The organism is Streptomyces sp. NPDC029159 (assembly GCF_055564055.1).
In genome coordinates this window covers 724,885-749,449 of record NZ_JBVHWT010000001.1, presented here as the reverse complement: position 1 = coordinate 749,449, position 24,565 = coordinate 724,885, and the positions used below count along the sequence as shown (strand labels likewise).

24 protein-coding genes are annotated in these 24,565 nt (G+C 73.3%); 14 read left to right on the top strand and 10 right to left on the bottom strand.

The window, feature by feature from the left end; genetic code table 11:
* Positions 1-552 precede the first annotated feature (552 nt).
* Genes ACZ4U4_RS03375 through ACZ4U4_RS03355 form a run of 5 tightly spaced genes read left to right on the top strand, consistent with a single transcriptional unit; the run spans position 553 to position 4,858 of the window.
* Positions 553-2,166 (top strand): sensor histidine kinase, encoded by a 1,614-nt coding sequence (locus tag ACZ4U4_RS03375; RefSeq protein WP_467868744.1) that lies wholly within the window; start codon positions 553-555, stop codon positions 2,164-2,166.
* Positions 2,163-2,600 carry a roadblock/LC7 domain-containing protein gene (locus ACZ4U4_RS03370; protein WP_467868743.1) on the top strand — a complete coding sequence of 146 codons (438 nt, stop codon included), beginning with the start codon at positions 2,163-2,165 and terminating at the stop codon, positions 2,598-2,600. The genes ACZ4U4_RS03375 and ACZ4U4_RS03370 overlap by 4 nt, the downstream gene beginning before the upstream one ends.
* Positions 2,597-2,953 (top strand): DUF742 domain-containing protein, encoded by a 357-nt coding sequence (locus tag ACZ4U4_RS03365; RefSeq protein ID WP_467868742.1) that lies wholly within the window; start codon positions 2,597-2,599, stop codon positions 2,951-2,953. Before ACZ4U4_RS03370 ends, ACZ4U4_RS03365 begins: the two co-directional genes overlap by 4 nt.
* On the top strand, positions 2,934-3,590 hold the full coding sequence (locus ACZ4U4_RS03360; protein WP_467868741.1) for a GTP-binding protein: 657 nt from the start codon (positions 2,934-2,936) through the stop codon (positions 3,588-3,590). The genes ACZ4U4_RS03365 and ACZ4U4_RS03360 overlap by 20 nt, the downstream gene beginning before the upstream one ends.
* On the top strand, positions 3,587-4,858 hold the full coding sequence (locus ACZ4U4_RS03355) for a cytochrome P450 (protein ID WP_467868740.1): 1,272 nt from the start codon (positions 3,587-3,589) through the stop codon (positions 4,856-4,858). The genes ACZ4U4_RS03360 and ACZ4U4_RS03355 overlap by 4 nt, the downstream gene beginning before the upstream one ends.
* Here the strand turns inward: ACZ4U4_RS03355 and ACZ4U4_RS03350 are convergent.
* Positions 4,833-6,056 carry a cytochrome P450 gene (locus ACZ4U4_RS03350; RefSeq protein ID WP_467868739.1) on the bottom strand — a complete coding sequence of 408 codons (1,224 nt, stop codon included), beginning with the start codon at positions 6,054-6,056 and terminating at the stop codon, positions 4,833-4,835. The genes ACZ4U4_RS03355 and ACZ4U4_RS03350 overlap by 26 nt on opposite strands.
* Before the next feature lie 271 nt (positions 6,057-6,327).
* Between ACZ4U4_RS03350 and ACZ4U4_RS03345 the strand changes: the two genes are divergently transcribed.
* Both ACZ4U4_RS03345 and ACZ4U4_RS03340 read left to right on the top strand, forming a co-directional pair.
* Positions 6,328-7,113, top strand: a complete 786-nt coding sequence (locus ACZ4U4_RS03345; RefSeq protein ID WP_467868738.1) for an SDR family NAD(P)-dependent oxidoreductase — start codon at positions 6,328-6,330, stop codon at positions 7,111-7,113.
* A gap of 73 nt (positions 7,114-7,186) precedes the next feature.
* Entirely contained in the window at positions 7,187-7,795 is a 609-nt protein-coding gene (locus ACZ4U4_RS03340; protein ID WP_467868737.1) for a TetR family transcriptional regulator, read from the top strand.
* 7 nt (positions 7,796-7,802) lie between these two features.
* Here ACZ4U4_RS03340 and ACZ4U4_RS03335 read toward each other — a convergent pair whose 3' ends face one another.
* From ACZ4U4_RS03335 to ACZ4U4_RS03325, 3 genes are all read right to left on the bottom strand, one after another.
* The gene (locus tag ACZ4U4_RS03335) at positions 7,803-8,180 is read right to left on the bottom strand and encodes a nuclear transport factor 2 family protein (protein ID WP_467868736.1); all 378 of its coding nucleotides are present in this window, start codon (positions 8,178-8,180) and stop codon (positions 7,803-7,805) included.
* A gap of 121 nt (positions 8,181-8,301) precedes the next feature.
* Positions 8,302-8,589, bottom strand: coding sequence for a DUF397 domain-containing protein (locus ACZ4U4_RS03330; RefSeq protein ID WP_467868735.1), 288 nt, complete (start codon positions 8,587-8,589; stop codon positions 8,302-8,304).
* Positions 8,571-9,413 (bottom strand): helix-turn-helix domain-containing protein, encoded by an 843-nt coding sequence (locus ACZ4U4_RS03325; protein ID WP_467868734.1) that lies wholly within the window; start codon positions 9,411-9,413, stop codon positions 8,571-8,573. The genes ACZ4U4_RS03330 and ACZ4U4_RS03325 overlap by 19 nt, the downstream gene beginning before the upstream one ends.
* A 298-nt stretch (positions 9,414-9,711) precedes the next feature.
* On the opposite strand from ACZ4U4_RS03325, the gene ACZ4U4_RS03320 reads away from it, so the two are divergent.
* Positions 9,712-10,743: a cation diffusion facilitator family transporter gene (locus ACZ4U4_RS03320; RefSeq protein WP_467868733.1), complete on the top strand. Its 1,032-nt coding sequence runs from the start codon at positions 9,712-9,714 to the stop codon at positions 10,741-10,743.
* Between the two features lie 533 nt (positions 10,744-11,276).
* Positions 11,277-11,813 carry a GNAT family N-acetyltransferase gene (locus ACZ4U4_RS03315; protein WP_467868732.1) on the top strand — a complete coding sequence of 179 codons (537 nt, stop codon included), beginning with the start codon at positions 11,277-11,279 and terminating at the stop codon, positions 11,811-11,813.
* Positions 11,814-12,099: 286 nt separating this feature from the next.
* Here the strand turns inward: ACZ4U4_RS03315 and ACZ4U4_RS03310 are convergent, their stop codons facing one another.
* A complete protein-coding gene (locus ACZ4U4_RS03310; RefSeq protein WP_467868731.1) occupies positions 12,100-12,486 on the bottom strand; it encodes a VOC family protein in 387 nt (128 codons plus the stop codon).
* Positions 12,487-12,808: 322 nt separating this feature from the next.
* Here ACZ4U4_RS03310 and ACZ4U4_RS03305 point away from each other — a divergent pair, with 322 nt between their 5' ends.
* Together ACZ4U4_RS03305 and ACZ4U4_RS03300 are read left to right on the top strand one after the other, a co-directional pair.
* Entirely contained in the window at positions 12,809-13,609 is an 801-nt protein-coding gene (locus ACZ4U4_RS03305) for a hypothetical protein (RefSeq protein ID WP_467868730.1), read from the top strand.
* 184 nt (positions 13,610-13,793) lie between these two features.
* Positions 13,794-14,786 carry a hypothetical protein gene (locus tag ACZ4U4_RS03300; protein ID WP_467868729.1) on the top strand — a complete coding sequence of 331 codons (993 nt, stop codon included), beginning with the start codon at positions 13,794-13,796 and terminating at the stop codon, positions 14,784-14,786.
* Positions 14,787-14,991: 205 nt separating this feature from the next.
* On the opposite strand, the gene ACZ4U4_RS03295 is transcribed toward ACZ4U4_RS03300, so the two are convergent.
* Positions 14,992-15,933, bottom strand: a complete 942-nt coding sequence (locus ACZ4U4_RS03295; protein ID WP_467868728.1) for an NADP-dependent oxidoreductase — start codon at positions 15,931-15,933, stop codon at positions 14,992-14,994.
* 270 nt (positions 15,934-16,203) lie between these two features.
* Here ACZ4U4_RS03295 and ACZ4U4_RS03290 point away from each other — a divergent pair, with 270 nt between their 5' ends.
* Entirely contained in the window at positions 16,204-17,361 is a 1,158-nt protein-coding gene (locus ACZ4U4_RS03290) for an ABC transporter ATP-binding protein (RefSeq protein ID WP_467868727.1), read from the top strand.
* 95 nt (positions 17,362-17,456) lie between these two features.
* On the opposite strand, the gene ACZ4U4_RS03285 is transcribed toward ACZ4U4_RS03290, so the two are convergent.
* The 3 genes from ACZ4U4_RS03285 to ACZ4U4_RS03275 all read right to left on the bottom strand — a co-directional run bounded on the left by ACZ4U4_RS03285 (position 17,457) and on the right by ACZ4U4_RS03275 (position 19,962).
* Positions 17,457-18,386 (bottom strand): ABC transporter substrate-binding protein, encoded by a 930-nt coding sequence (locus tag ACZ4U4_RS03285; protein ID WP_467868932.1) that lies wholly within the window; start codon positions 18,384-18,386, stop codon positions 17,457-17,459.
* 158 nt (positions 18,387-18,544) lie between these two features.
* Positions 18,545-19,225, bottom strand: coding sequence for an ABC transporter permease (locus ACZ4U4_RS03280; protein ID WP_467868726.1), 681 nt, complete (start codon positions 19,223-19,225; stop codon positions 18,545-18,547).
* Positions 19,222-19,962, bottom strand: a complete 741-nt coding sequence (locus ACZ4U4_RS03275; RefSeq protein ID WP_467868725.1) for an ABC transporter permease — start codon at positions 19,960-19,962, stop codon at positions 19,222-19,224. Before ACZ4U4_RS03275 ends, ACZ4U4_RS03280 begins: the two co-directional genes overlap by 4 nt.
* A 256-nt stretch (positions 19,963-20,218) precedes the next feature.
* Here ACZ4U4_RS03275 and ACZ4U4_RS03270 point away from each other — a divergent pair, with 256 nt between their 5' ends.
* A complete protein-coding gene (locus tag ACZ4U4_RS03270; RefSeq protein ID WP_467868724.1) occupies positions 20,219-21,019 on the top strand; it encodes a polysaccharide deacetylase family protein in 801 nt (266 codons plus the stop codon).
* 87 nt (positions 21,020-21,106) lie between these two features.
* On the opposite strand, the gene ACZ4U4_RS03265 is transcribed toward ACZ4U4_RS03270, so the two are convergent.
* Positions 21,107-22,420: an alpha/beta hydrolase gene (locus ACZ4U4_RS03265; protein WP_467868723.1), complete on the bottom strand. Its 1,314-nt coding sequence runs from the start codon at positions 22,418-22,420 to the stop codon at positions 21,107-21,109.
* Between the two features lie 507 nt (positions 22,421-22,927).
* On the opposite strand from ACZ4U4_RS03265, the gene ACZ4U4_RS03260 reads away from it, so the two are divergent.
* Entirely contained in the window at positions 22,928-24,355 is a 1,428-nt protein-coding gene (locus ACZ4U4_RS03260; RefSeq protein ID WP_467868722.1) for a vWA domain-containing protein, read from the top strand.
* The last annotated feature ends 210 nt before the right edge of the window (positions 24,356-24,565 follow it).

Here is a 24,565-nt window from a genome sequence, read left to right as displayed (position 1 = left end):
CCCGGGCTCGTCCCCCAAAGCATCCCCTAAGGGTGGGCGGCCCCCCACTCCATCCCCTCCCCTCCTGACGGCCACTCACCCCGCGCCCGTCCCCCACCTGTCCCGCACCGCACCCCCCAGATATCCCTGACACGAAGCGACCAAGCCCTACCAAGCCCGCACCCCCCATCAAGGGTTGGCCGACGCCTGCCCTCGAACCGACCAAGGACCTCAGGCCGACCGAGTGCAGGCCCCGGGCCGACCGAGGTCCAGTGCAGGCCCCGGGCCGCCCGAGCACCACCCCCGGACAACCCAAGGCCCGCCCAAGCTCCAACCAAGGTCCCACCAAGGCATAACCGCCCCCCACCAACCCCCGCCCAAGGCTTGCCCCACCGCCCCGAGCCGATAAAGTGCAGAAGATCTTCCGCTTCCGCCCGCGCCGCGCACCGGCCCGCGCCCCACCGCGACCCGGAGCCCGTGCGGTCGGCCGGACGGCCCGTCAGGAACGTTCCCGCGCCCTGCCCGGCCCCTCCCCCCGTACCGCCGCCGCCATCGCTCCGAGGACCAGCCCCGATGTCACCCCAGATACCCTCCCGCCGTCGGGCAGAGTCTTCGCCGCTCGGTGCCGCGCTGCTCACCCTCCTGGCCACGCTCGTGCTCACCGGCGGCCTGTGCCTGTGGGCCGTCCTCACCGCCCCGGAGACCCTCCGCACCGGCCTGGCCTGGGGCGGCCTCGCGGCAGCCGTGGCGCTGAGCGGAGCGCTGTCCGCCGCCGTGTACGGACTGCGCCAGGCCCGCGTGCACCGCGAGCGCGTCGAGGCGGTCCGCGCCGAGGCCGAGCGGCTCGCCGACGAGACGCTGCCCGCGGTCGTCGCCCAGCTGCGCACCGGCTCGTCCGCCGACACTGCCCTCAGCCGGGTCCCGCTGCCCACCGCCCCCGCCCACCAGCGCATCGTCCGCAGCCTGGCCGAGGAGGTCGGCCGCGGGGAGCGGATGCGCGCCGCCGCGATGGCCGCCTGCGCCAACGCCGCCGGACGCGTCCAGGCGCTGTCCACGAGCATGCTCGCCGACCTGCGCGAGATGGAGCACCGGCACGGCGAGGAGGTCCTGGGCGACCTGCTGAAGCTGGACCACACCACGGCGCAGGCCGGGCGTCTCGCCGACTCCATCGCGGTGCTCACCGGCGCCCGTTCGGGCCGCCGCTGGAACAAGCCGATCTCCATGGAGAGCGTGCTGCGCGGCGCCATGGGCCGGATCAGCGCCTACCGCCGGGTGCAGCTGCACAACAGCAGCACCCTCGCGGTCGCCGGGCACGCGGCCGAGGGCATCATGCACGCGCTCGCCGAGATCATGGACAACGCGACGTCCTTCTCCCCGCCGTCGTCCGCGGTCCACGTCTACGTCGAGGAGACGCAGGCGGGCGTCGTCGTCAGCGTCGAGGACAGCGGTCTGGTGATGGGCGAGACGGCGCTGCGCCGCGCCGAGGCCGCCGTCTCCGCCGACTCCCTGGACCTGATGTCGCTGTCCGGTACGCGGCTCGGCCTCGCCGTCGTCGGCTGCCTGGCCCGCAAGCACGGACTGAACGTGTCGTTCCGCCCGTCGGCGCGCGGCGGCACCAGCGTCGTGGTGCTCATCCCGCAGCAGCTGGTCACCGAGGCCCGGACGCCGGTGCGCGAGCCGGAGCGGCCGGTCGTGCCGGACACCGTGCCCGAGTCGCTGACCCGCCCCGCCGGGCCGCGCCACGCCTCGCACCGCACGCCGTCGGAGTCCGCGCCCCGCCACGCCGCGTACCGGGACCCGGCCGAGCCGGTCGCCCCGCTCGCGCCGTTCCCCCCGGAGCCGCCCGAGGCGACGCAGCCGCCGGCCGCGCCCGAGGCGCCCGCACCGCGGGCCGCGATCCCGCCGCAGCAGAGCCGCCGACCGGCCGCGCCCGCCCCGGAGTTCGGCGAGAGCGGACTGCCCAAGCGCCGCCGCGGCCAGACGCTGGCCTCGTCGGGCACCGGCGCCCCGGCGTCCAGGCCCGCGCCGCGCCCCGCCGCGCCGCGCCCGGCCCGCTCCCACGAGGAGGCCGCGGAGCGGTTCCGCACCTTCCGCCGCGCCGTCGGCCGCGGCCCCGACACCGCCGGTGGCACCACCGATCCTTCGCAGACCCCCACCCCCGCTCCCCCGGAGGACGAGACCCGATGACGAACACGACCGATCACAGCCTCGACTGGATGCTGGAGAACCTGCTCCAGAAGACGCCGGGCGCCCGCCACGCCCTGGTGCTCTCCCGCGACGGCCTGAAGCTGTGCCACTCCCCGGGTCTGACCGTCGATCAGGCCGATCAGCTCGCCGCCATCGCCTCGGGCATCCAGAGCCTGTCGCACGGCGCGTCCGTGGAGTTCGGCGACGGCACCGGCGGCGTCCGCCAGGCGATGACGGAGTTCCACGGCGGCATCCTCTTCATAGTCGAGGCCGGACACGGCGCCCACCTGGCCCTGCTGGCCGTCGAGGACGCCGATGTCGGCCTGATCGGCTTCAACATGAACGAGCTGGTCGAGCAGATCGGCGAGTACCTGGCGGCCGCCCCGCGCGGCGAGGGCGGCGGCCGGACGCTCAGCCCGGAGCGACCCGCATGAAGCGGCTCGGTCCCGACGACGATCCGGACCGGCTCTACACCGTCACCGGCGGCCGCAGCCGCGCCGCCGACGACCTCCACCTCGACCTGGTCACCCTGATCGTCAGCGAATGCGACCCGGCGCCCGGCATGCAGTCGGAGCACGCCCGGATCCTGTCCATGTGCCGCCACCCGATGGCCGTCGTGGAGGTCTCGGCGGAGCTGCGGATGCCGGTGAGCGTCGTGCGGATCCTCCTGTCGGACCTGCTCGACAGCGGCAAGGTGACGGCCCGCCACCCCCGGCCCGTCACCGCCGCCCACCTTCCCGACACCGACCTGCTGAAGGAGGTGCTCGATGCACTCCACCGCCTCTGACGGGGGCCCCGGAGCCGCACCGGCGCCCGACGCCCACGCCGCCCCCTCCCGCGCCCCGCTGCGGGACACCGCGGACAACGGCCTGAAAATCGTCATCGTCGGCGGCTTCGGCGTCGGCAAGACCACCATGGTCCGGTCCGTCAGCGAGATCCGTCCGCTGAGCACCGAAGAGACCATGACCCGCGCGGGCGTCGGCGTCGACGACCCGTCCGGCGTCGAGACGAAGTCCACGACGACCGTCGCCTTCGACTTCGGCCGCATCAGCATCAACGACAGCACCGTGCTGTACCTGTTCGGCGCCCCCGGCCAGGAGCGTTTCTGGTTCCTGTGGGACCGGCTGTTCGCCGGGACGCTCGGCGCCGTCGTCCTGGTCGACACCCGCCGCCTGGACGACTCCTGGTACGCGATCGACCGGCTGGAGGCGCACGGTATGCCATTCATCGTGGCGGTGAACGACTTCGGCGGGCCGCAGCACACCCTGGAGCAGGTCCGCGACGCGCTGGACCTGGCGCCGGAGATCCCGCTGGTGCAGTGCGACGCCCGCGACCGGCGGTCCAGCAAGTCCGTGCTGATCGCGCTGGCCCACCACCTCTACTCCCTGTCCGCCCCTCACGAGACCGTGAAGGCCGCCCCGTGACCGAGCAGTTCCCCCCGCCCGGCTGCCCCGCGCACGCCCCCGCCGCTGCACCTTCCGGCCCCTCCGGCGCCGTCCGGCTCTACGGTGACGGGCTCAGCGGCGACCCGGCGCGGCTCTACCGTGAGCTGCGGCGCGAGCACGGGCCGGTCGCCCCGGTCCTGCTGGACGGCGACATCCCCGCCTGGTTCGTCCTCGGCTACCGCGAGGTCCACCAGGTGACGTCCAACAACGAGCTGTTCGCCCGCGACTCGCGGCGCTGGCACGCCTGGGAGTCGATCCCCGCCGACTGGTCGCTGATGCCGTTCGTCGGCTACCAGCCGTCGGTGATGTTCGCGGAGGGCGCCGAGCACCGCCGCCGCTCCGGGGCGATCAGTGACGCCCTGCTCGCCATCGACCAGTTCGAGCTGCGGCAGATCTGCGAGCGGCTCGCGGACGGCCTGATCGACGCGTTCGCCGGCAGCGGCGAGGCCGACCTGATGGCGGACTACGCGCTGCGGCTGCCGCTGCTCGTCGTCACCGAACTCTTCGGCATCGACCCGATGGAGGTGCCGCAGCTGGTCCGGGACATCTCCGAATCGCTGGACGAGGGCCCCGGCGCCATCGACGCGCACCAGCGGGTCGCCGCCCGCATGGCCCGCCTGGTGCACGAGCGCAAGGAGCGGCCCGCCGCCGACGTGCCGTCCCGGCTGCTGACCCACCACGCGAAGCTCGCCGAGGAGGAGGTGGTCATCGATCTGCTGGTGGTGATGGCCGCCGCCCAGCAGCCGACCGCCAACTGGATCGGCAACACCCTGCGGCTGATGCTGACCGACGACCGCTTCGCCGTGTCGCTCTCCGGCGGGCGGCGCAGCGTCGGTCAGGCGCTCAACGAGGTGCTGTGGCAGGACACCCCGACGCAGAACTACATCGGCCGCTGGGCGTCCCGCGACACCCAGCTCGGCGGGCGGCGGATCCGCGCCGGTGACCTGCTGGTCATGGGCCTGGCCGCCGCCAACAACGATCCGCAGGTCAGCCCGGACTTCACCACGGCCGGTACGGACAGCAACCAGGCCCATATGTCGTTCAGCCACGGCGAGCACGCCTGCCCCTACCCGGCCCCCGAGATCGCCGAGGTCATCGCGCGGGCGGCGGTCGAGGTGCTGCTCGACCGGCTGCCCGACGTGATGCTGGCGGTGCCCGCCGCGGACCTGGTGTGGCACCCGTCGCTGTGGATGCGCGGACTGACCGCGCTCCCCGTGGAGTTCAGCCCCGCGTACGCGCCGCGGTGAAGCGCACCGGCAACGCGTCCAGGCCCCGGGTGAAGATGCCCTCTTCGCGCGGGGCCGCGCCGTCCGCGAGGGCGAGGTCGGGCAACGCGTCGAGCAGCAGGTTCACGCCCGTCTCGACCTCCGCCTTGGCCAGCAGCGCGCCGACGCAGAAGTGCCGGCCGAGGGCGAACGACAGATGGTCGGCGGCGGCGGAGAACGCGGTGGTGGCCGCCAGGTCGGTGCGGTGGATGTCGAACGTGTCGGGGTCGGCGTAGCGGCGTTCGTCGCGTCCGGCGGCGCCGATCAGGCAGGTCACGGTGGCACCCGCGGGGATCTTCCCGCCGGCGATCTCCACGTCCTCCGAAGGCTGCCGCATGATCATGTGGACCGGCGGGGTGTACCGCAGGGTCTCCGCGAAGGCGGGCGCTATCAGCGACCGGTCCGCCCGCACCTCGGCCAGCTGCTCGGGGTGGCGCAGCAGGTTGTGCATCAGGGCGGAGAGGGCCTTGTCGGTGGTCTCGCCGCCGGCGGTGAGCAGCAGCGAGCAGAACGCCTTGATGTCCTCGTCGCTCATCTGCGTCCCGTCGATCTCCGCGGCGCAGAGCGTGGACAGCAGATCGTCGCCCGGGTGCGCGCGCCGCTCGCGGATGACCGGGAGCAGATACGCGGCGAACTCGTCGCGGGTGCGCAGTCCGGCGGCGGCGACGTCCGGGTCCTGGGCGAGGTTGCCGAGGAAGCCCATGATCGCGGTGTACCAGCGGTGGAAGCGGTCGTGGTCGGCGCGGTCGAGGCCGAGCATGTCGACGATGACGTTGATCGGGAAGCGGGTCGCGAACTGCGCGACGAGATCGGCGCTCCCGGTGTCGCGGAAGGCGTCGATCAGTTCGCGGGCGTTGCGCTCGATGACCGGCAGGAACGCGGATTCCAGGGTCCTGCCGCGGAACGCGGGGGCGACCAGTGCGCGGCGCACGGCGTGCTCGCGGCCGCTCATCTGGAGGATGGTGCGGCCGTGCACCGGCTCCAGCTGCCAGCCGTAGTTGTCGGTGGTGAACACCGGGTCCTTGAAGGCGCGCTCGACGTCCTCGTAGCGGGAGAGGACGTAACTGCCGGTGGCCTCGTGGTGGATCAACGGGAAGTCGTCGCGGAGCACGCGGTAGGCGCGGTACGGGTCCGCGTGGAATTCCGGCGACAGGATGTCCGGCGGCACTGCTCGGGTCACGGGCACGGCACTCCTCGATGGTTGTGGACGACACGCCCCATTACGTACCTGACCTGCGATTTTACCCATTCCTGACGGAAGCGGAAGGGTTCCGTCCCGCCCTTTTGATCTTCCACCGGACGCCCGGCCGCACACCTCACGGCGTCACACGTCATAGTGGCACAACGTGCCATCCAGGCGTACGGTGGAACTCCCGGGTCACCCACCCGGGACATCCACGGGCCCGCACCGGACCACGTAGGGACGCCATCGGGGACGAAGGAGAAGCACCATGAACCGCTACGAAGGACGCCGTGCGCTGGTCACCGGCGGTGGCTCCGGCATCGGCCAGGCCACCGTGCTGCGGATGCTCGCCGAGGGCGGCACCGTCGTCGCCGCCGATGTGAGCGCGGACGGACTGCGCGACACCGTCGCCAAGGCGGGCACCCACGCCGACCGCCTCACCACCCAGCTCGTCGACATCGCCGACGAGACCTCGGTCCGAGAAGGCGTCGCCGCCGCCGTCGAAGCCCTCGGCGGCCTGGACGCCCTGGTCAACGCGGCGGGCATCCTGCGCTCCTCGCACACCCACCAGACCTCACTGGCGTCCTTCACCAAGATCCTCCAGGTCAACCTGGTCGGCACCTTCCTGGTGATCCGCGAGGCGCTGCCCGCCCTGCGCGACGGCCACGCCCCCGCCGTCGTCAACTTCAGCTCCACCTCGGCCCAGTTCGCGCACCCGTACATGGCCGCGTACGCGGCGAGCAAGGGCGGCGTCCAGTCCATGACGCACGCCCTGGCCGCCGAGTACGCGCAGGACGGCATCCGCTTCACCGCCGTCCAGCCCGGCTCCATCTCGTCCGGGATGACGGACGCCAGCGGCGCCAGCAAGCAGAGCGCCGGACCGGGGCTGCCCGCCGACGCCGACATGCGCCTCTTCGCGCAGCTCTCCCCGGCGCTGGGCGACGGCTTCGCCGGGCCCGAGACCGTCGCCTCCGTGGTCGCGATGCTCGCCTCCGAGGACGGCGCGTTCGTCACCGGTACGGAGATCCGCATCGACGGCGGGACGCACTTCTGACCGCCGCCACCTGGCACGACGTGCCGGGGCGCCGGGCCGCGCCGGTCCGGCGCCCCGTGTCTAAGGTGGTCCGGTGAACCTCACCGAACGCCGTAAGGCCGCCACCCAGCTGGAGATCGCCCGCGCCGCGGCGGCCCTGTTCGCGCAGGACGGCTCGGACGGCACCACCGCCGAGGCCATCGCCGCCCGCGCCGGAGTCAGCCTGCGGACGTTCTACCGCTACTTCCGTACCAAGCAGGAGGCCGTCGCCCCGCTGCTCTCCTTCGGCGCCCGCCGCTGGCAGGAACTGCTGGCCGCCGTACCGGAGGACGTCCCGCTGCCGGACGCGCTGACGCAGGCCGCGACGCAGGCGATGGCGGACGAGGAGACGGCGACCGCCGAGTCCCTGGAGTGGACCCGCGGCCTGCTCCGCGCCACCTCCACCGACCCGGCGCTGGCCGCCGTCTGGGCCCGCGTCAACCACGACTCCGAACAGCGGCTCGCCCCGCTGCTGGCCGACCGCACCGGCGCCGCCCCCGACACCCTCGACGTCCGGCTCGCCGCCGCCGCCGCGACCGCCGCGATCCGCGTCGCCGTCGAAACCTGGGCCCTCACCGACACCCCGGCGGCCGAGGCGACACCCGTCGCGGAACTGGCCGCCGAGGCGATGCGGACGCTGACGGCCGGGTTGCGGGCCTCGTAAGGACGGCTCAGGAGGCGGACGGCTCGATCTCCCCCGCGAAGACGATGATCTGGTCGATGAGGCTCCGCCGCAGATGGACGACGTCCGTTCCCGCCAGGCGGGGGCCTCCGTCCGGCGTGGTGAAGACCCACTGGTACCGGGCCCACTCGCCAGGCATGTCCACCGCTGAGCAGCGCACCATCGTGCCGGTCCCCGCCGGGTGGCGCCGGATGTCCAGCACGAACCGCTCGACCGCCGCGATTCCTTCGCTGCGACCCAACGGCCCCCAGAAGACCACGTCCGAGGTCAGGGCCTGGGAGAGCAGGGCAGTCACATAGCTGTCGTCCGAGGCGTTGAACGCGGAGATGAACGTGTCGATCGCGGAGCGCGCCGTCTCTTCCTGCATGCCCCAGTAATACCAGCCGCTGCGCGTGCGCTCGCCCCCCGAGCCACCGTCCGACGGCGGCGGGGCGGCAACGGTCTCCCGTCGCCGCCCCGCCGTCCCGTTCAGCGGTGCTCCGCCCGCCTCAGGCGCCGAGCGCCCCGCCGCGCACCGCCCCGACGAACGCCGCCCACGCCGGCGCCTCGAAAACCAGCGCCGGACCCTGCGGATCCTTGCTGTCCCGGACGGGGACGAGGGAGGGGTGGCCGTCGGCGATCTCGATGCACTGGCCGCCGTCGGGGTTGCTGTAGCTCGACTTGCGCCAGGAGGCGGACGCCAGGAAGTCGTCGGAAACCTCGACGCACTCGCCGCCATCCGAATTGCTGTAGCTGCTCTTACGCCAGGTCGCGGCGCTCAGGTCGATGGATCGCACGGCAACTCCTCCAACATCCGCATGATGAACTTCCGCGACTCGGGCGGCGTGAGCGCCTGGTCACGCACCGCATCGTACGCGAGCTGAAGACGCTCAACAGGGCCTGAATCCTCGATGAGTTCACCACGGTAGGCGTTCTCGGCGTACGCCACCGTGGCTCCGCTCTGCATCCGCAGAAACATCACGTCGGTGCTGACGAGTCCGTGCGATCCGGCGCTGAGCGGCAGCACCTGGACCGTCACGTTCGGGCGGGCTGCCATCTCCAGCAGATGTTCCAGTTGCTCCCGCCAGGCGGCGGGGTCCCGGAGCGGGGTCCGCAGTACGGCTTCGGAGAGGATCGTGCGGAAGCGCGGCGGCAACTCACCGTTGAGCAGCTCCCGTCGCCTTATCCGCGCATCAACCTGGCTCTCCAGCTCATCGCCCGTGAGGCCGCCCACCGCCAGTACTTCCCGCGCGTACGCCTCCGTCTGCAACAGACCTGGCAGGACGCTTACCGCGTGGTGCCAGAGACTGATCGCCTCCGCCTCGAACTTCATGTAGCGCCGGTAGCGCTCGCGGAACTGCCGGGGGTCGCCCGCCGCCAGCTCCCAGAGCGTCAGCAGCAGGACACCGGTCTCGTAGTACTGGTCCAGCGCCTGGGCGACCTCCGGACTGCTCAGCGTCGCGCTGGTCTCGATCTTCCCGAACAGCGAGGGATCCCAGCCCATCGCCTCCCCCAGCTCGCGGTAGCTGAGCTTCCTCTCCAGTCGCAGCCGGCGGCACTCGTCAGCGAACCGTTGAGACGGTTCCTGACTCAGCCCGCTGATGGGCCTCCTGGGCGGCATGGCACACCCCTCCTCATGTCGTCGCGTAACAGCAGTGCGACGCAATGTAGTTGCCGCCTGGGGGCCCCGCAGGCGTACGGAGCGGCCGTGCGGGGGCGCGTAGCGCGGGGCGACGGCGCGGGCGGAAACGGAGTGCTTCAGTCCGGCCGAAGGTCCGTGGAACCAACGCTCTGACCTGCACTTTTGCCCCGCTCAACGGGAATGACAACGGTCACCGATGCAGCCTTTGAAAGACCGGAAAAAGTGCGCTTTGCTGCGCATGAACGCCCCAGGACGACGAGCCGGAACGGAGCGCGCCTTGAGCGAGCACGCCCACGACCATGCCCACGGCCACGGCCACGGCGCCGGTGGACACAGCCACGCGCACACCGTGTCACCGGACGCCGACCGCCGCTGGCTGCGCGCCGCGCTCGCACTGATCTGTGCGTTCATGGCGGTCGAGGTCGTCATCGGGGTCGTCGCCCACTCCCTGGCGCTGCTCTCCGACGCGGCGCACATGCTCACCGACGCGGCGTCGATCGTGCTCGCGCTGGTCGCCATGCGGCTCGCCGCCCGGCCCGCGCGCGGCGGCTACACCTACGGCCTCAAGCGCGCCGAAATCCTCTCCGCCCAGGCCAATGGCATCACGCTGCTGGTCCTGTCGGCGTGGCTGGCGTACGAGGCGGTCCGGCGGCTGATCGAACCGCCGCCGGTCACCGGCGGACTGGTGCTGGTCACGGCGCTGGCGGGCGTGGTCGTGAACCTCATCGCGACGTGGTTCCTCTCCCGCGCCAACCGCTCCAGCCTCAACGTCGAGGGCGCCTACCAGCACATCCTCACCGACCTGTTCGGCTTCGTCGCCACCGCCGTCGCCGGGCTCATCGTCTGGACCACCGGCTTCGCCCGCGCCGACGCCCTGGCCACACTCGTCGTCGTCGCCCTGATGCTCCGCGCCGGCTACGGCCTGGTACGCGAGTCCGGCCGCATCTTCCTGGAGGCGGCCCCCACCGGCATCGACCCGGACGCACTCGGCGACCACCTCGTCGCGGCGGACGAGGTAGCCGAAATCCACGACCTCCACCTCTGGCAGATCACCTCCGGCGAACCCGCCCTCTCCGCCCACATCCTGGTAGCCCCCTCCGGCGACTGCCACAAGGTCCGCCGCCGCCTACAGCACCTCCTGAGCACCGAGTACGGCATCACCCACGCCACCCTCCAGGTCGACCACGTGGGGGAGCAGGACACCGACACCGTGCTACATGTCGGCTCCGGGCCTGCGCCCAAGGCATCCCCCGACCACTGCGCCGACGCCCATGGGCCGGTGCACCGGCGGGGGCCGCACGATCACTGAGGGGCGGGGGCCCCTGTGCTTGCAGGGTCGACCGGCCGGTGGGGCCGACGGCGTCGTCCTCCCGCGGAACATCCCCGCACCTGCGGGGCCAACTCCAGCACCTGCTGCGCGTACTGCATGAGGTGGGGAACATCCCCGCACCTGCGGGGCCGACCGGATCACCGTGTTCTCCGTGATGCGCTCCGCCGGAACATCCCCGCGCCTGCGGGGCCGACGACCCGCGCGTCCTGGACAAGCAGACCGACCAGGGAACATCCCCGCGCCTGCGGGGCCGACACTTGCTGGCCTGCGACGTTATCCGAGAGTGGGAGCGTTTTCTTTCAGTTGCGGATTCTGTTCGCGCCGAGGGCGGGGCGTCCGTGGTGATCGTTGACGGCGGGCCGCTCGGGGGCGTGGGCGTGGTGATTCCATCGCGTCGGCCGGGAACGAACGGTCGGGCCGGGCCGGGGTTTCCCAATCCGGTGGCCGGAGCGAGGGTACGGGAGACCGAGGGCACAACAGCCCGCCCGCACCCGGCTCTCGGAGGGAACGCCATGCTCGCACTGCGTACGGCCCACGTCACCGATCACCCCACGCTCGTCCACTGCGTACGGAACTGGTGGGGCGACTCCCGCACCCCGGAAGAGGCGCGCGAACTCTCCCTCCTGCTGCCGCGCCTCTTCCTCCAGTTCTTCTCCCGGACGAGCCTGATCCTGGAGGAGCCGAGTGCTCCGGGGGACGAGGCCGGCGGCGAGGCCCGCGTCCGGGCGTTCCTCGTGGGCTTCTACGCACCGGAGAACGACACCGACGCGTACATCCACTTCGTCGGGGTGCACCCCACCCTCCGAGGCCAGGGCGTCGGCCGACAGCTCTACACGGCGTTCTTCGCCCGCGCGGCAGAAGCGGGCCGTACCGACGTCCGCGCGATCGTCTCCCCCGGAAACGCCGCCTCCCTCGCGTTCCACCAGGCAATGGGCTTCGTCCCGGAGGGGGCCGGGGACCGCGTCGTCGGCGGACTGCCGGTGCACGCGGACTACGACGGCCCGGGGGAGGACCGGGTGTGTTTCCGCCGGGGGATCGGCGACCGCTGAGGGGCGGGGGCCCGGCTTTCCTTCAGGGAGGGTGCCTGAACGCTGAAGCGCCGGGCTCTGGGCCGGGCTTTCCTTCAGGGAGCCTTCCTGAACGCTGAAGGACCGGGTCGGGGCCCGGCTTCTTTCAGGAAGGGTGCCTGAAGGCTGAGGTGCCGGGCCCAGACCCGGCTTTCCTTCAGGAAGCCTTCCTGAACGCTGAAGCGCCGGGCCCAGGACCTGGCTTTCTTTCAGGCACCCTCCCTGAAAGCTGAAGCCCGTCCCGGGCCCCGGCCCCAACAGGCCCGCCCTAGCCGCGCTGCATGAGCTGGATCAGGTTCCCGCAGGTGTCGTCCAGGACCGCGGTGGTGACCGGGCCCACCGTCCGCGGCTCCTGCGTGAAGTCGACGCCGAGTGCGCGCAGCCGGTCGTGCTCGGCGGACACGTCGTCCACCGCGAACGAGGCGGCGGGGATGCCGTCCAGGAACAGCGCCGCCTTGTACGGGGGCACGGCGGGATGGCCCGAGGGTTCCAGGAGCAGTTCGGTGCCGTCGGGGTCCTCCGGGGAGACCACGGTGAGCCAGCGGTCCGCGCCCATCGGGACGTCCTCCTTCGGCGCGAACCCCAGCAGTTCGGTGTAGAACCGCAGGGCCTTGTCCTGGTCGTCGACGAAAACGCTGGTCAGATGGATCTTCATGGTGCCTCCGGTGCCTCGGCCCCGGGCGGCGCGGTGCGCCCGAGGGGTGGTCAGCGGGGTCGTTCCCCGGTGCGGTGCGTTGTGAACCATGGTCGAGGCGGGGCACCTGTGGCGAGGTGCGGGACACGGGACAGTACGCGTCCGGTCTCCGCGTCCGTATCGGGTGAGGTGCGGCACCGCCCGCCCCGGGGCGAGGGGCGGCACCGCCCCGGACGGCGCCCGCGCCGCATCCGGCCACCTGGCCGCCACCGGGCGGGTGAACCGTGCCGATGACCCGGTGGCGGTGGGACGCGGGCGCGGTGGGCGGTGCTCGGATGGGCGGATGCGAACCCTCCTCCTGAGCGCTCTGCTGTGCACCGCCGCCGCCCTCCCCGGACGCGCCGTGGCCGCCGGGCCCCCGGCGGAACCCGCGCCGCCGCAGGTGGCGGTCGAGGTCAGCGACGGCACCGACCGGGCGGAGGCGGGCGACCGGCTCGACTACCGCATCACGGTCCGCAACCTCGGCGACGCCCCGCTGCGCGGCGCCCGCATCGAGGCCCGGCTGCCCGCCACCACCGAGTCCGCCGACGCGCCCGAGGGCCGCGTCACCGACGACCACACCGCCGTCTGGCACGCCGACCTCGCCCCCGGCGCCCTCCGGGTGCTGACCGCGAGCGCCGTCCTCGGCGACCGCCCCGACGACGGCCCCTCCGCCGCCCCCGGCACGCTCCGCGCCGCCACCACCGTCTGCGTCCACGCCCCCGGCGTCGCCGCCCCCGCCGCCTGCACCGGCGACATCGACGACCTCCCCGAAACCCACGGCGGCACCGCCGGCCCCTCCTGGCTGTCCTGGTCCTCCTGGACCCCGTGGCTGCTCGTCACGGGCCTGCTGGTGGGCGCCGGGCTGCTGCGCCGGGGACGCCGCCGGACAGCTGCGGCAGCGGCTGCGGCAACGGCCGCCTCAGGCCCGGCCTCGTCCGCCGCAGCCCCGATCGCCACAGCCCCGGCCGCCACCGCCGCAGCCGCCCCGCCCACCGTGCCCCCGGCGGCCACGGCACCCCCGGCACCCGCCGGGCCCCAGGAGCCCGCCCCGTCCGCGTCATCCGCGTCGTCCGCGCCGAGCCCGACCACGGCCCGGACCTGACGGCGGCGGGACGCGGCCCCGACCGGCGCACGGCCCCCGGGCACGGCGCACGCCCGACCGGCGCACGCCCCGCCCCGGGGCCCCCGCCTCACCCGTCTGCCCCACCCCCGGTCGCGGGCGACCGCGGGCCCGGTTTGCCTGAGAGACGGCCCCGCCCGCCGCCGTACGGAAGGAGCGCACGACCGTGACCGCGAGCGCACCCCCGCGCGCGAGCGACCGCCGCACGGCGCGCGAGGGAACGCCCCGCGCCCCTCGGCGGCCCGGCCGGGCGGGTGCCGCCACCGTGCTGCTGCTCCTGGCCGCGCTGCTGGCGCCGGTCTCCCTGGCCGGCGTCTGGGCCCGCGACCAGCTCACCGACACCGGGCGGTACGTCACCGCCGTCGCCCCGCTCGCCCACGACCGCACCATCCAGAACGCGATCGTCGACGACGTCACCACCGGGGTCATGGGCCATGTCCACCTCGACGGGCTGCTGTCCGCCATCCCCCGGCCGCAACGCCCCGCGCTGCGCGAACGGTTCACCCGCGGCATCCGCGAATTCGTCGACAAGCAGGTCCGGCAGGTCGTGACCGGGCCGTCGTTCCCCGCCGTGTGGCGGCAGGTGCACCGCACCGCCCACCAGGCGCTCGACGCCTCCCTCGGCGCCTCCGGAGCCGCCCCCGTCCGCCTCGATGTCGCCCCGGTCATCGAGCGCGTCAAACACCAGCTGTCCGCCAACGGACTCGGCATCGACATCGCCCGCCGGGTCCCGCACACCGGCACCGAGATCGTGCTGCTCTCCGCCGCCGACGTGCCCCGGGCCCGCACCGCCTACGAGGCCGTACGGACCACGGCGCGGGTCGCGCCCCCGGCCGCCGCGCTCTGCCTCGCCGCCGGACTCCTGCTGGCCCGCCGCCGGCGCCGCGCCCTGACCGGCACGGCGCTGCTCGGCGCCGCCGCCACCGCCTCGCTCGCCGCGGCCCTCACCCCGGCCCGCTCCCGGGCCCTGGACGCACTCCCGCACGCCGTCCCGCGCCCGGCGGCGGCCGCGTACACGGACGCCCTCACGGCATCGCTGCACACCGGCATCACGGGCCTGGCCTGCGGGGCTCTGGCGACCGCCGCGCTGGCCGCGGCGAGCGGCCCCGTGGTGCGGGCCGCACGCGGCCTCCTGAGGAAGCGGCGCAAGGCCGTCTGAGGGGCGCGCCCCGGGTGCCTCGCCGAGGTGGCCGCCCCTGGGGAGCCTCGGCCACCGCACGCCCCCGGTGCGCCCGAAGCGGAAGCCGCACCTCCCGCCGCTCCCGTACGCCGCCCACACACCACGCGGCCCCGCGGGAAGCTCCCGCGGGGCCGCGCCGGACCGTGCGTCCCGGGCCGTACGCACCGGCCCGGGCGCCGGGCGCTCACATCACCAGCACCGTCTTCCCCTGGGCACGCCCCGCGCGCTGTTCGGCCACCGCCGCCGGGGCCTCCTCCAGCGGGACCTCCTTGCCGACCAGGACCGTCAGCCGGCCCGCGTCGACGTGGCCGGCGAGGATCTCCAGCAGCTGCGGGGACGGCCGGTTCATGAAGTTGAAGCCGCGGAGGTTGTGGTCGGTCAGGACATCCGCGTCGGCCGCGCCGATCGTCGACACCGCCGTCCCGCCGTCCCGCACCGTCCGCATCATGTCGGTGAACCCGTCCGCGTCGCTGACCAGGTCGATCAGGACGTCGACGCCGTCCGGATGGGTGGTCAGCACCTGGTCGGCGACCGGCCCCACCCCGTGGTCGACGATCTCCGCGGCGCCCAGGGTCAGCATCAGATCCGACATCACCGGCCGCGCGGTCGCGATGACCTCGGCGCCGCGCCCGTAGGCGATCTGGGTGACGAAGGTGCCGACGCCGCCGGTCGCCCCGACGATCAGCACCAGGCTGCCCTCCCCGATACGGGTCTCCTCCACCAGGTTGTACGCCGTCATCCCGGCCGTGGGGACCGCCGCCGACGTCGCGTAGGTGACGCTGCGCGCCGCATGGGCGAGGGACTGCTCGTCGGCGAGGGCGAGTTCCGCGTACGAACCGCCGCCGTGCGCCGGCCGCTGGAACGTGCCGAAGACCGCGTCCCCGGCCGTGAAGCGCCGCACGCCGGTCCCCACGGCCAGCACCTCGCCCGCCCCGTCCGCGCCCATGACGAGCGGGAACGACGCGCTGATGGCATCGCCGAACATTCCGTCCGCGATCTTCCAGTCGATGGGGTTGACCCCGGCGGCGGACAGCCGCACCAGGACCTCCCCCGGCCCTGGCTCGGGCTGGGGCAGCTCCACGAGCTGCGGCTCGGCACCGAATGCGCTGACTGCTACGGCTCTCATCGTGCGTTCCCTTCCACCCGTCCGACCGGAGGCCGGGCGCGATCGTAAGCACGCCGGACGGGCCCGACGCGGCAGGCGGAAAGGCGGCGCCGCCGAAGCAACTCGTACGGCCCCCGCGCCGCGCCCCCCATCCGGCCGCCGCACCGATGCCGGGACCCGCGGCCCCCTGACGGCCCGGATGGCCGCCCCTCCCCGGGGTGCACCGGTGGCCGCCCCACCCGATTGCCGGGATGAGGGGACCGGCGCCGCCCGGCGGGTTGGAATGGGCGGATGATCCGCTTCACGTCGGTGACCAAGCGCTACCCGGACGGGACGACCGCCGTCGACGGTCTCTCCTTCGAGGTCGCGGAGGGGGAGCTGGTCACCCTCGTCGGCCCGTCGGGCTGCGGTAAGACCACCACGATGATGATGGTCAACCGGCTCATCGACCCCACCGAGGGCACCATCCACGTCGGCGGCGAGGACATCGCGGGCGTGGACCCCGTCCGGCTGCGCCGCCGGATCGGCTACGTCATCCAGCAGACCGGCCTCTTCCCGCACCGCACCGTCCTGGACAACACCGCGACGGTCCCGGTGCTCACCGGCTGGAAACGGTCGAAGGCCCGGGAGCGGGCGGCGGAACTCCTCGACCTCGTCGGCCTCGACCCGACCGTCTACGGACACCGCTACCCCGACCAGCTCTCCGGGGGCCAGCGCCAGCGCGTGGGCGTCGCCCGTGCGCTGGCCGCCGATCCGCCGGTCCTCCTCATGGACGAGCCGTTCGGCGCCGTCGACCCCGTCGTCCGCGAACGCCTCCAGAACGAGTTCCGCCACCTCCAGCGGCAGCTCGGCAAGACCGTGCTGTTCGTGACGCACGACATCGAGGAGGCCGTCCGCCTCGGCGACCGCATCGCCGTCTACGGGCAGGGCCGCATCGAGCAGTTCGACACCCCGGCCCGGGTGCTGGGCGCGCCCGCCACCCCGTACGTCGCCGAGTTCGTCGGCAGCGACCGGGCGCTGAAGCAGCTGTCGGTCACCGGGATCGACCGGGCCGACCTGGAGCGCCCGCCGCTCGCCCGGCTCGGCGAACCGGCCACCGAGGCGGCGGCCCGGCTGCGGGCCCGCGGCGCCCGGTGGGCGGTGGTCCTGGACGACTCCGGCGCGCTGCACGGCTGGGTCGGCGCCGCAGCGCTGACGGACGCGGCCGGGCCGGTGTCCGGGCACGCCCGGCGGATGGAGGCGTGGGTCCCGGTCGGCGCCACCCTCAAGCGGGCGTTCGGCGAGATGCTCCAGCACGACGCGGGCTGGATCGCGGTCCTGGACGGCGACCGCTTCCTCGGCGTCCTGACCCCCGCCCGGCTCCACGAGGCGCTGCGCCGCACCATCGTCCCCGGGGAGCGCGGGGAGCGGCGGGGTCTGGGGGAGGTGGAGTCGGTGCCCCTGGGGTGAGGAGCCCTCACGGCCTCGGGGGCGCGCCCCGGTGTGCGGGGGCCTGCGCTGCCTCGGGTGCGGGAACGGCCTGCGCTCCCCTGGGTGCGCCGCCGTCACCGTCCCTTGGGCAGCAGCCCCTTCTCCGTCAGATAGTCACGGGCGACGTCCTCGGGGAGGCGGCGCCAGCTGTCGACGCGTTCGTCGAGCCGCGCCAGATCGGCGGTGGTCAGGACGGTGTTGAGGCGGCCCAGCGCGGCGGCGGCGCGGCCACCCCCGGCCCGCGCGCGGTGGACGACGGGCACGACGTAGTCGGCGTTCTGGAGCTTGCGGTCGTCGGCGAGGACCACCAGCCCGAACTGGTCCAAGGTGGCGTCGGTGGTCGTGGTCAGCACCATCTGGTCCTGCCCGTTCTGCACCGCCTGTTTGGCCGGGGTGGTGCCGACGCCCTTGGGGTCGACGGCCGTGATGTCGATGCCGTACGTCTTCCGCAGCCCCGGCGCGCAGAACGGCCGGCGGACGCACTCGTCGCCCGCGGCGAGCCGCACCGGCAGCTTCGCCCGGCCCAGGTCGCCGAGGGTGCGCAGCCGGTGGCGGGCGGCGTAGGAGGCGCTGACGGCGAAGGCGTTGCGGTCGACGGCGCGCCCCGGGGCGAGCACCGTCAGCCCGCGCGGGGCGGCGAGGGCGCGCAGCGCGCCCATGGTGGCCCCGAGGTCGGAGGAGGCCACCGGGCGGGCGCCCGCGCCGTGCGTCCTGGCCTGGAGCCAGTCCGCGAAGGTCGCGGCGTACTCGGGGACAACGTCGAGCTGACCGCTCTCCAGAGCCGGTTCGTACAGCTCGCGGTTGCCGACGGTGACGAGATCGGCCCGGTATCCGGCGTGCCGCAGCAGCGCCGCATACATCTGCGCCAGCAGCTCGCTCTCGGTGAATCCGGCCGAGCCGACGGTCAGGTGGTGCCGGTCCCCGGGCGCGGCGGTGACGGCACCCCGGTCCTCCAGGGACGGGCCACCCACGCAGGAGGTCAGGAGCGCGGCGACGAGGGCCAGGGCGCACGCGTGGCGGGCGGCGCGGGGAGCGCGCGGGGCGGTGGCCCGCGCCCCGGGCGGTGGCGGGACGCTCCCGGCGCACGGGGCCCGGCCGCACGCCGGTCCGGGCTCCCGGCCGCGCCCTGCCGCCCCCGGGGCCGCCACCCGCCCGCGCCCCCTCACCGGGCGCCCCGTCCCCGCGCCCACCTGGGCCCGCACCACCGTGTCCCGATCTCGAACGCCGCTTCCATGAGCAGCGCGAACACCGCGACGACGACCGCACCGGCGACGACCTGCGGGGTGGAGGCAAGGTTGAAGCCGGCGGTGATGATCCGGCCCAGCCCGCCGCCGCCCACCAGTGCGGCGAGGGTGGCGGTCGCGACGAGCTGGACGGCGGCGATCCGTACGCCGGTGAGCAGCAGCGGCAGCGCCAGCGGCAGTTCGACCCGCCACACCAGCTGACCGCCGGTCATCCCCATGCCGCGCGCGGCCCGCACCACGTCCCGGTCGACCTCCCGCATCCCCACGTACGCGTTGGTCAGCAGCGGCGGCACGGCGAACAGCACCAGGGCGATGACGGTCGGCCACGCGCCGTGCCGCCCCAGGGGCGTGAGCAGCAGCAGGACCAGCACGGCGAAGGTGGGGACCGCGCGGCCGACGTTGGCGAGGTTCACGGCGAGCGCCCCGCCGCGCCCCAGATGCCCGAGGACGACCGCGACCGGCAGCGCGATCAGACAGCTCAGCAGCAGACAGCCGACGGTGAGCGCGGCGTGCTCGGCGAGCCGGTGCCCGATGCCGTTCTCGCCGGACCAGTGGGCGGCGGTGGTCAGCCAGGCGACGGCGCCGGAGACCGCGTTCACGGCTGCCGCCCGGCCGCGACCGGACGGCGCACGGCCGTCCGCACGCGCCCCCGCCGGGCGGTGCGCGCCCCGCGCCGCCACGGGGTCAGCAGCCGCTCCGCGCCCAGGAGCAGCAGATCGAAGGCGACGGCGAGCAGCACGCAGAGCACCGAGGCGGTCAGCACCTGCGCCTTGAAGTAGGAGTTCATCCCGGCGTAGATGAGGTTGCCGAGCCCGCCGTGGCCGACGATCGCGCCGACGGTGGTGAGCGCGACGGCGGAGACGGTGGCGATCCGCAGCCCCGCCATCGCCGCGGGCAGCGCCAACGGCAGCTCCACGGTGAGGAGTTGCCTCGTCGGCCCGTACCCCATGCCGCGCGCGGCGTCCTTCGCCTCGGCCGGTACGCCGTCCAGACCGGCCAGCAGATTCCGTACCAGCAAGGTCAGCGAGTACAGCGCGAGCCCGACGACGACCAGGGCGGACGAGAGGCCGTAGACCGGCAGCAGCAGGGAGAACATCGCCAGCGACGGGATGGTGTAGAGCACCGTCGTGAACCCCAGCACGGGCCCCGCCGTCCACCGGTGCCGCCGGGCCAGCAGCGCCAGCGGCACCGCGACGACCAGCCCCAGGGCGACCGAGACCACCGTCAGCTGGACGTGTTCGGCCACCGCGCCGAGCAGGATGTGCCGGCGGCTGCTGAGGTAGTCGCCGCAGATCCAGTCGTTGCGGGCCAGGCAGTCGTCCGGCGGTGCGGTCACGGTACGAGTCCACCCCGGGGCGGGCCGGACTGTCGCGCGGGACGCGTCCGAACGGGCCCGCGGCCCGGCCCGGGGACCGCACGCCCGGCCCGGAGACCGCAGCCCGCACCCCCGGGACCGCACCGCCCGCCTCTACACGTTGCGTAGACATACCGCGTAGACACCGCATCTCTACACACTATGTATAGTTCCCGGGAGCTGGCGGGCAGCCGTCCGGCCGGCTGCCGCCTCACCCCCGCGCCGCCCGGAGAGTTCCATGTCGAAGAACGCCCGCCGCCCCCTCATAGCCGGGTTGCTGACCGCCACCTGCCTGGCGCTCGGCGGCTGCACCCCCGCCAACGAGATCGCCCCCGTCGACGCCCGGGACGACGCCCCGGCGGCCGACGTCAAGGCCCGCGACGCCCAGCTCGCGGGGAACGGCAAGGGCGCGGCGGACGGCTCCGGTGTCGACTGCCGCAAGGTCAAGTGCGTGGCGCTCACCTTCGACGCGGGCCCCAGCGAGAACACCAACCACCTGCTGGACATCCTCAAGAAGGAGAAGGCCCACGCCACCTTCTTCATGCTCGGCAAGAACCACATCGCCGAGCGCCCCGCCGAGGTGAAGCGGATCGACCGCGAGGGCCACGAGCTGGCCAACCACACCTGGTCGCACCAGATCCTCACCGACGCCACCCCGGCGCAGATCAAGAGCCAGCTCTCCCGTGTGCAGAAGGCGGTCCACGACCTCACCGGCAAGACCCCGACGCTGATGCGCCCGCCCCAGGGCCGTACCGACGAGAAGGTCGCCAAGGTCAGCAAGGAACTGGGACTCGCCGAGGTCCTGTGGAGCGTGACGGCGAAGGACTACCAGACCAACGACTCGAAACTGATCACCAAGCGGGTCCTCGACCAGACGGAGCAGGACGGCATCATCCTGCTCCACGACATCTACCCGGGCACCGTCCCGGCCGTCCCCGGCATCCTCAAGGAACTGAAGCACCGCGGCTTCACGCTCGTCACCGTCTCCCAGCTGCTCTCGCCCGCGAAGCCGGAGCCGGGGATGGTGTACCGCCCCTGAGCGCGGCGGCGCGCGGGCCCCGGACATGCGAACGGGCCGGACACCGGGTGATCGCTCACCCCGTGCCCGGCCCGTTCGCGTACGCCGTCAGTCCTGCGCGTCGGGCTCCACCGCGTCCCGGCGGCGCTCCGCCTGCGCCGGGGCGCCGGCCGGCTGCCCCGTGTGGTGCTCGCCCGGCTTCTCCTCGTGCGGCGGCTGCGTGCCCTTCGGGGCGGTGGGCTTGTGCGGCGCCGCGATGACGTCCTGCGGGAACGTCAGCTGACGGCTCTGCCACTCCAGCGCCGGGACCACCTCACGCCGCCAGGTGGCGAACTGGTGGCTGCCGCGGGGCAGGATGATCGAGTCGACCGTCATCGGCGGCTTCGCCGCGTGGATGAAGTCCATCGTCGCGCCGTAGTCCGGCTCACCCTGGCGGCTGCTGGCCACCAGCGCGGAGATCTGCGGTACGGGCAGGTGCTTCATCCGCCACAGCAGATCGTGCTCCCGCTCGCGCTTCGCACCCTCGGGCCCGGCGCCGAAGAGGCTGCCGGTCGTCAGGTCGTCCTTGATCGCGTAGTCGCCGGAGAGCGAGACGGCGGAGGTGTAGATCTTCGGGTTCCGCATCGCCAGCTGGAGCGAGCAGGTGCCGCCCGAGGAGTAGCCGAACGCGCCCCACGCACTGGCGTCGTGGCCCACCCGGTACGCGGACCGCATCGCGTCCGGCAGATCCTTGGTGAAGAACGTCTCGGCCTGCGGGCCGCCCGGCACGTCCACGCACTCGGTGTCCCGCGGCGGCGCGATCGTCGGCCGCACCATCACCATCACCGTCGGCTGCATGGTGCCCTTGGCGATCAGCCGCCCGGCGTTCTGCGGGATCTGCAGGTGCTGTGCGAGGTTCATGATGCCGCCGGGGTAGCCGCTGATCACGACCATCACGGGGAACCGCTGACGGCGGAACTGCGGCTGAAAATACTGCGGCGGCAGATAGACGAACGCCGGGTTGATCGCGCCGCTGCGGCGCCCCACGATCCGTACCGACTCCATCTTCCCGACCTTGTCGGCGGGGCCCTCCGGCAGGCCCGTCACCCGGTCGAGGCCCTGCGGCCCGGCGGGCTGGATCAGCGCGCCCTTGGCGGTGCCGACGGAGGCGTACTGGCCGCCGTTGTCGCTGACCGCGACCGGTGCCTTGTCCTCGTTGCCGAGCAGATCGTCCCAACTGCCGTAGAACTCGAAGCTGTTGTTGACCGCGAGAGCCAGCGCACACACCAGTGCCACCTGGGTGAGCACGACGGCGCCGAGCCTGCCGAAGAGAACTCCCACGCCGCGTCCCGACAGCCGCGGCCACTGCCACACCGTCAACGCGACGAGCACCACCGCCAGCGCCACCACCGCGATTTCGAGCGACCGACTGGTCAGCCCCATGCGCCCCACATCTCCCGTCACCCTCGCAAGGGCTCTCGCCCGGCTCCCGGCTTGCGACCGCCTTGACCAACAACGGGCGGCTCGGACCGATGGTCACCGGATGAGAGGGGACCGACCGGACATCGGATACCAGTCCACGTCAATTTCTTACCCGCACCTTGCCGACCTGTGTCCGCACCGTGATACGAGCCCACCCCCGCGCGGCCGCATTCACACACCAAGGAGGCGCGGTGATCATACGGGAGCCCGTATACCGAAAAGGAATCCAGTCGGCCGGAAATAGGGGCATGAGCGGCGTGCCGCCGTAGTGGGGAACTCTTCGCATCCGACTCCCACCGAACTCCGTACGCCTCCCGTGAACGCCCCCTCGTACGGGCAACGCGGCACCCGAGATCCCACTGTGACGCCGGTGCGGGCCGCTACCCTTACGTATCCGTCCTGGTCAGGGACATGTCCGCAGCTTCACGGACATACGCCGCACCCACCACACCCCAGAGAGGTCCGCCGATGGGCATTCGGAGTCTGCTGCGCAACGCTTTCGGTCGCTCCAAGGCGACCCGGGAGGAGTCCGGCACCACACCGAGCGGCACGGAAAAGCCGGAACCGGCCACCCCCGCCACCACCATCCCGGAGGCCCGCGAGGAATCCGCCCTCGGCACCCCCGCCGACCAGCCCGTCACCGAGACACCCGCGCCGGAAACACCCGCGGCCGAAACCCCCGCCGCCGAACAGCCCACGCCGGAACCGCCGGTGGCCGACCGCCCGGTGGCCGAGGTCCCCGCCGCCCGGACGGCCCCCCAGGAGCCCACCCCCGAGCCGGAAACCCCGACGGTCCCGGCCCAGGCGGCCCATGTGGAGGACCGGGGCGAACGCCTGGAGCCGGAGGCGTCTGCGAAGCCGGAGGTGACCTCGAAGCCTGAGGCGGCCTCGAAGCCTGAGGCGGCCTCGGAGCGGGAGGCGTCCCCGGAGCAGGCCGCGGTGACGCCGGATGAGGCGTCGTCGACGGCGGATGAGGCGTCGGAGGCCGTTGAGGAGCCGAAGGCCGCGGAGGCCGTGGAACTTACGGAGACCGCCGAGGCGAAGGAGGTCACGGAGGCCAAGGCCCCCGAAACGACCGACACAGCTGAAGCGACCGAAGCGCCGAAGACGCCCAAGACGATCGAGGCGAACGAGGCAACCGAAGAGCCTCTGGAGCCCGCCGCGGCGGCCCCCGGCAGCGTCGCCCTCCACAAGGTCGAGGCGGCCGCGCCCGCCCTCGTCAGCCTCGTCAAGTCCGCCGCCGTGACCCTCGACAAGCACGGCCTCGGCACCCAGCGCGCCGCCGTGTACCTGGTGCTCGACCGCTCCGGCTCGATGCGCAACTACTACAAGGACGGCACCGTCCAGCACCTCGCCGAACAGGCCCTCGGCCTCTCCGCGAACCTCGACGACGACGGCGTCGTCCCCGTCGTCTTCTTCTCCACCGACGTCGACGGCACCGCCGAACTCGACCTCAGCAGCTACGAGGGCCGGATCGCCGAACTCCACGCCGGGCTCGGCCACATGGGGCGGACGAATTACCACTGGGCCATCGACGCGGTGGTCCAGCACTACAAGAAGTCCGGCAGCACCGACCCGGCCTTCGTCATCTTCCAGACCGACGGCGCCCCGACCTCCAAGCCGGCCGCCGAAAAGGCGCTCTGCGAGGCCGCCGGACTCCCCATTTTCTGGCAGTTCATCGGCTTCGGCGACCCCGACGCCAAGGGCTTCGACTTCCTCCGCAAGCTCGACGACCTGGCCGTCCCGGAAAAGCGCGTCGTCGACAACGCCGGTTTCTTCCACGCCGGACGCGACCCCCGCGCCCTCTCCGCCGACGAGCTCTACCAGCAGCTGATGGTCGAGTTCCCCGAATGGCTCACCGAAGCCCGCACCGCAGGCGTCCTCAAGGACAACTGACCCCTCACCCCCTCCCCCGACCGGCCGCGCCGCCGGGCCCACCCGGGCCTGCCGCCGCGGCCGGTCGGCGTTTCCGCCCCCTGGGCGGGTTTCATACGGAATGATGGAAGCCTCTTTCTCCAGAGGCGACTCGGGCTGGCAGATGACCAGTTTTTCCATAGAGCTCCACAGGGTTCCACAAAGCCCCGAAATCTCAGAGGAATGGCTACA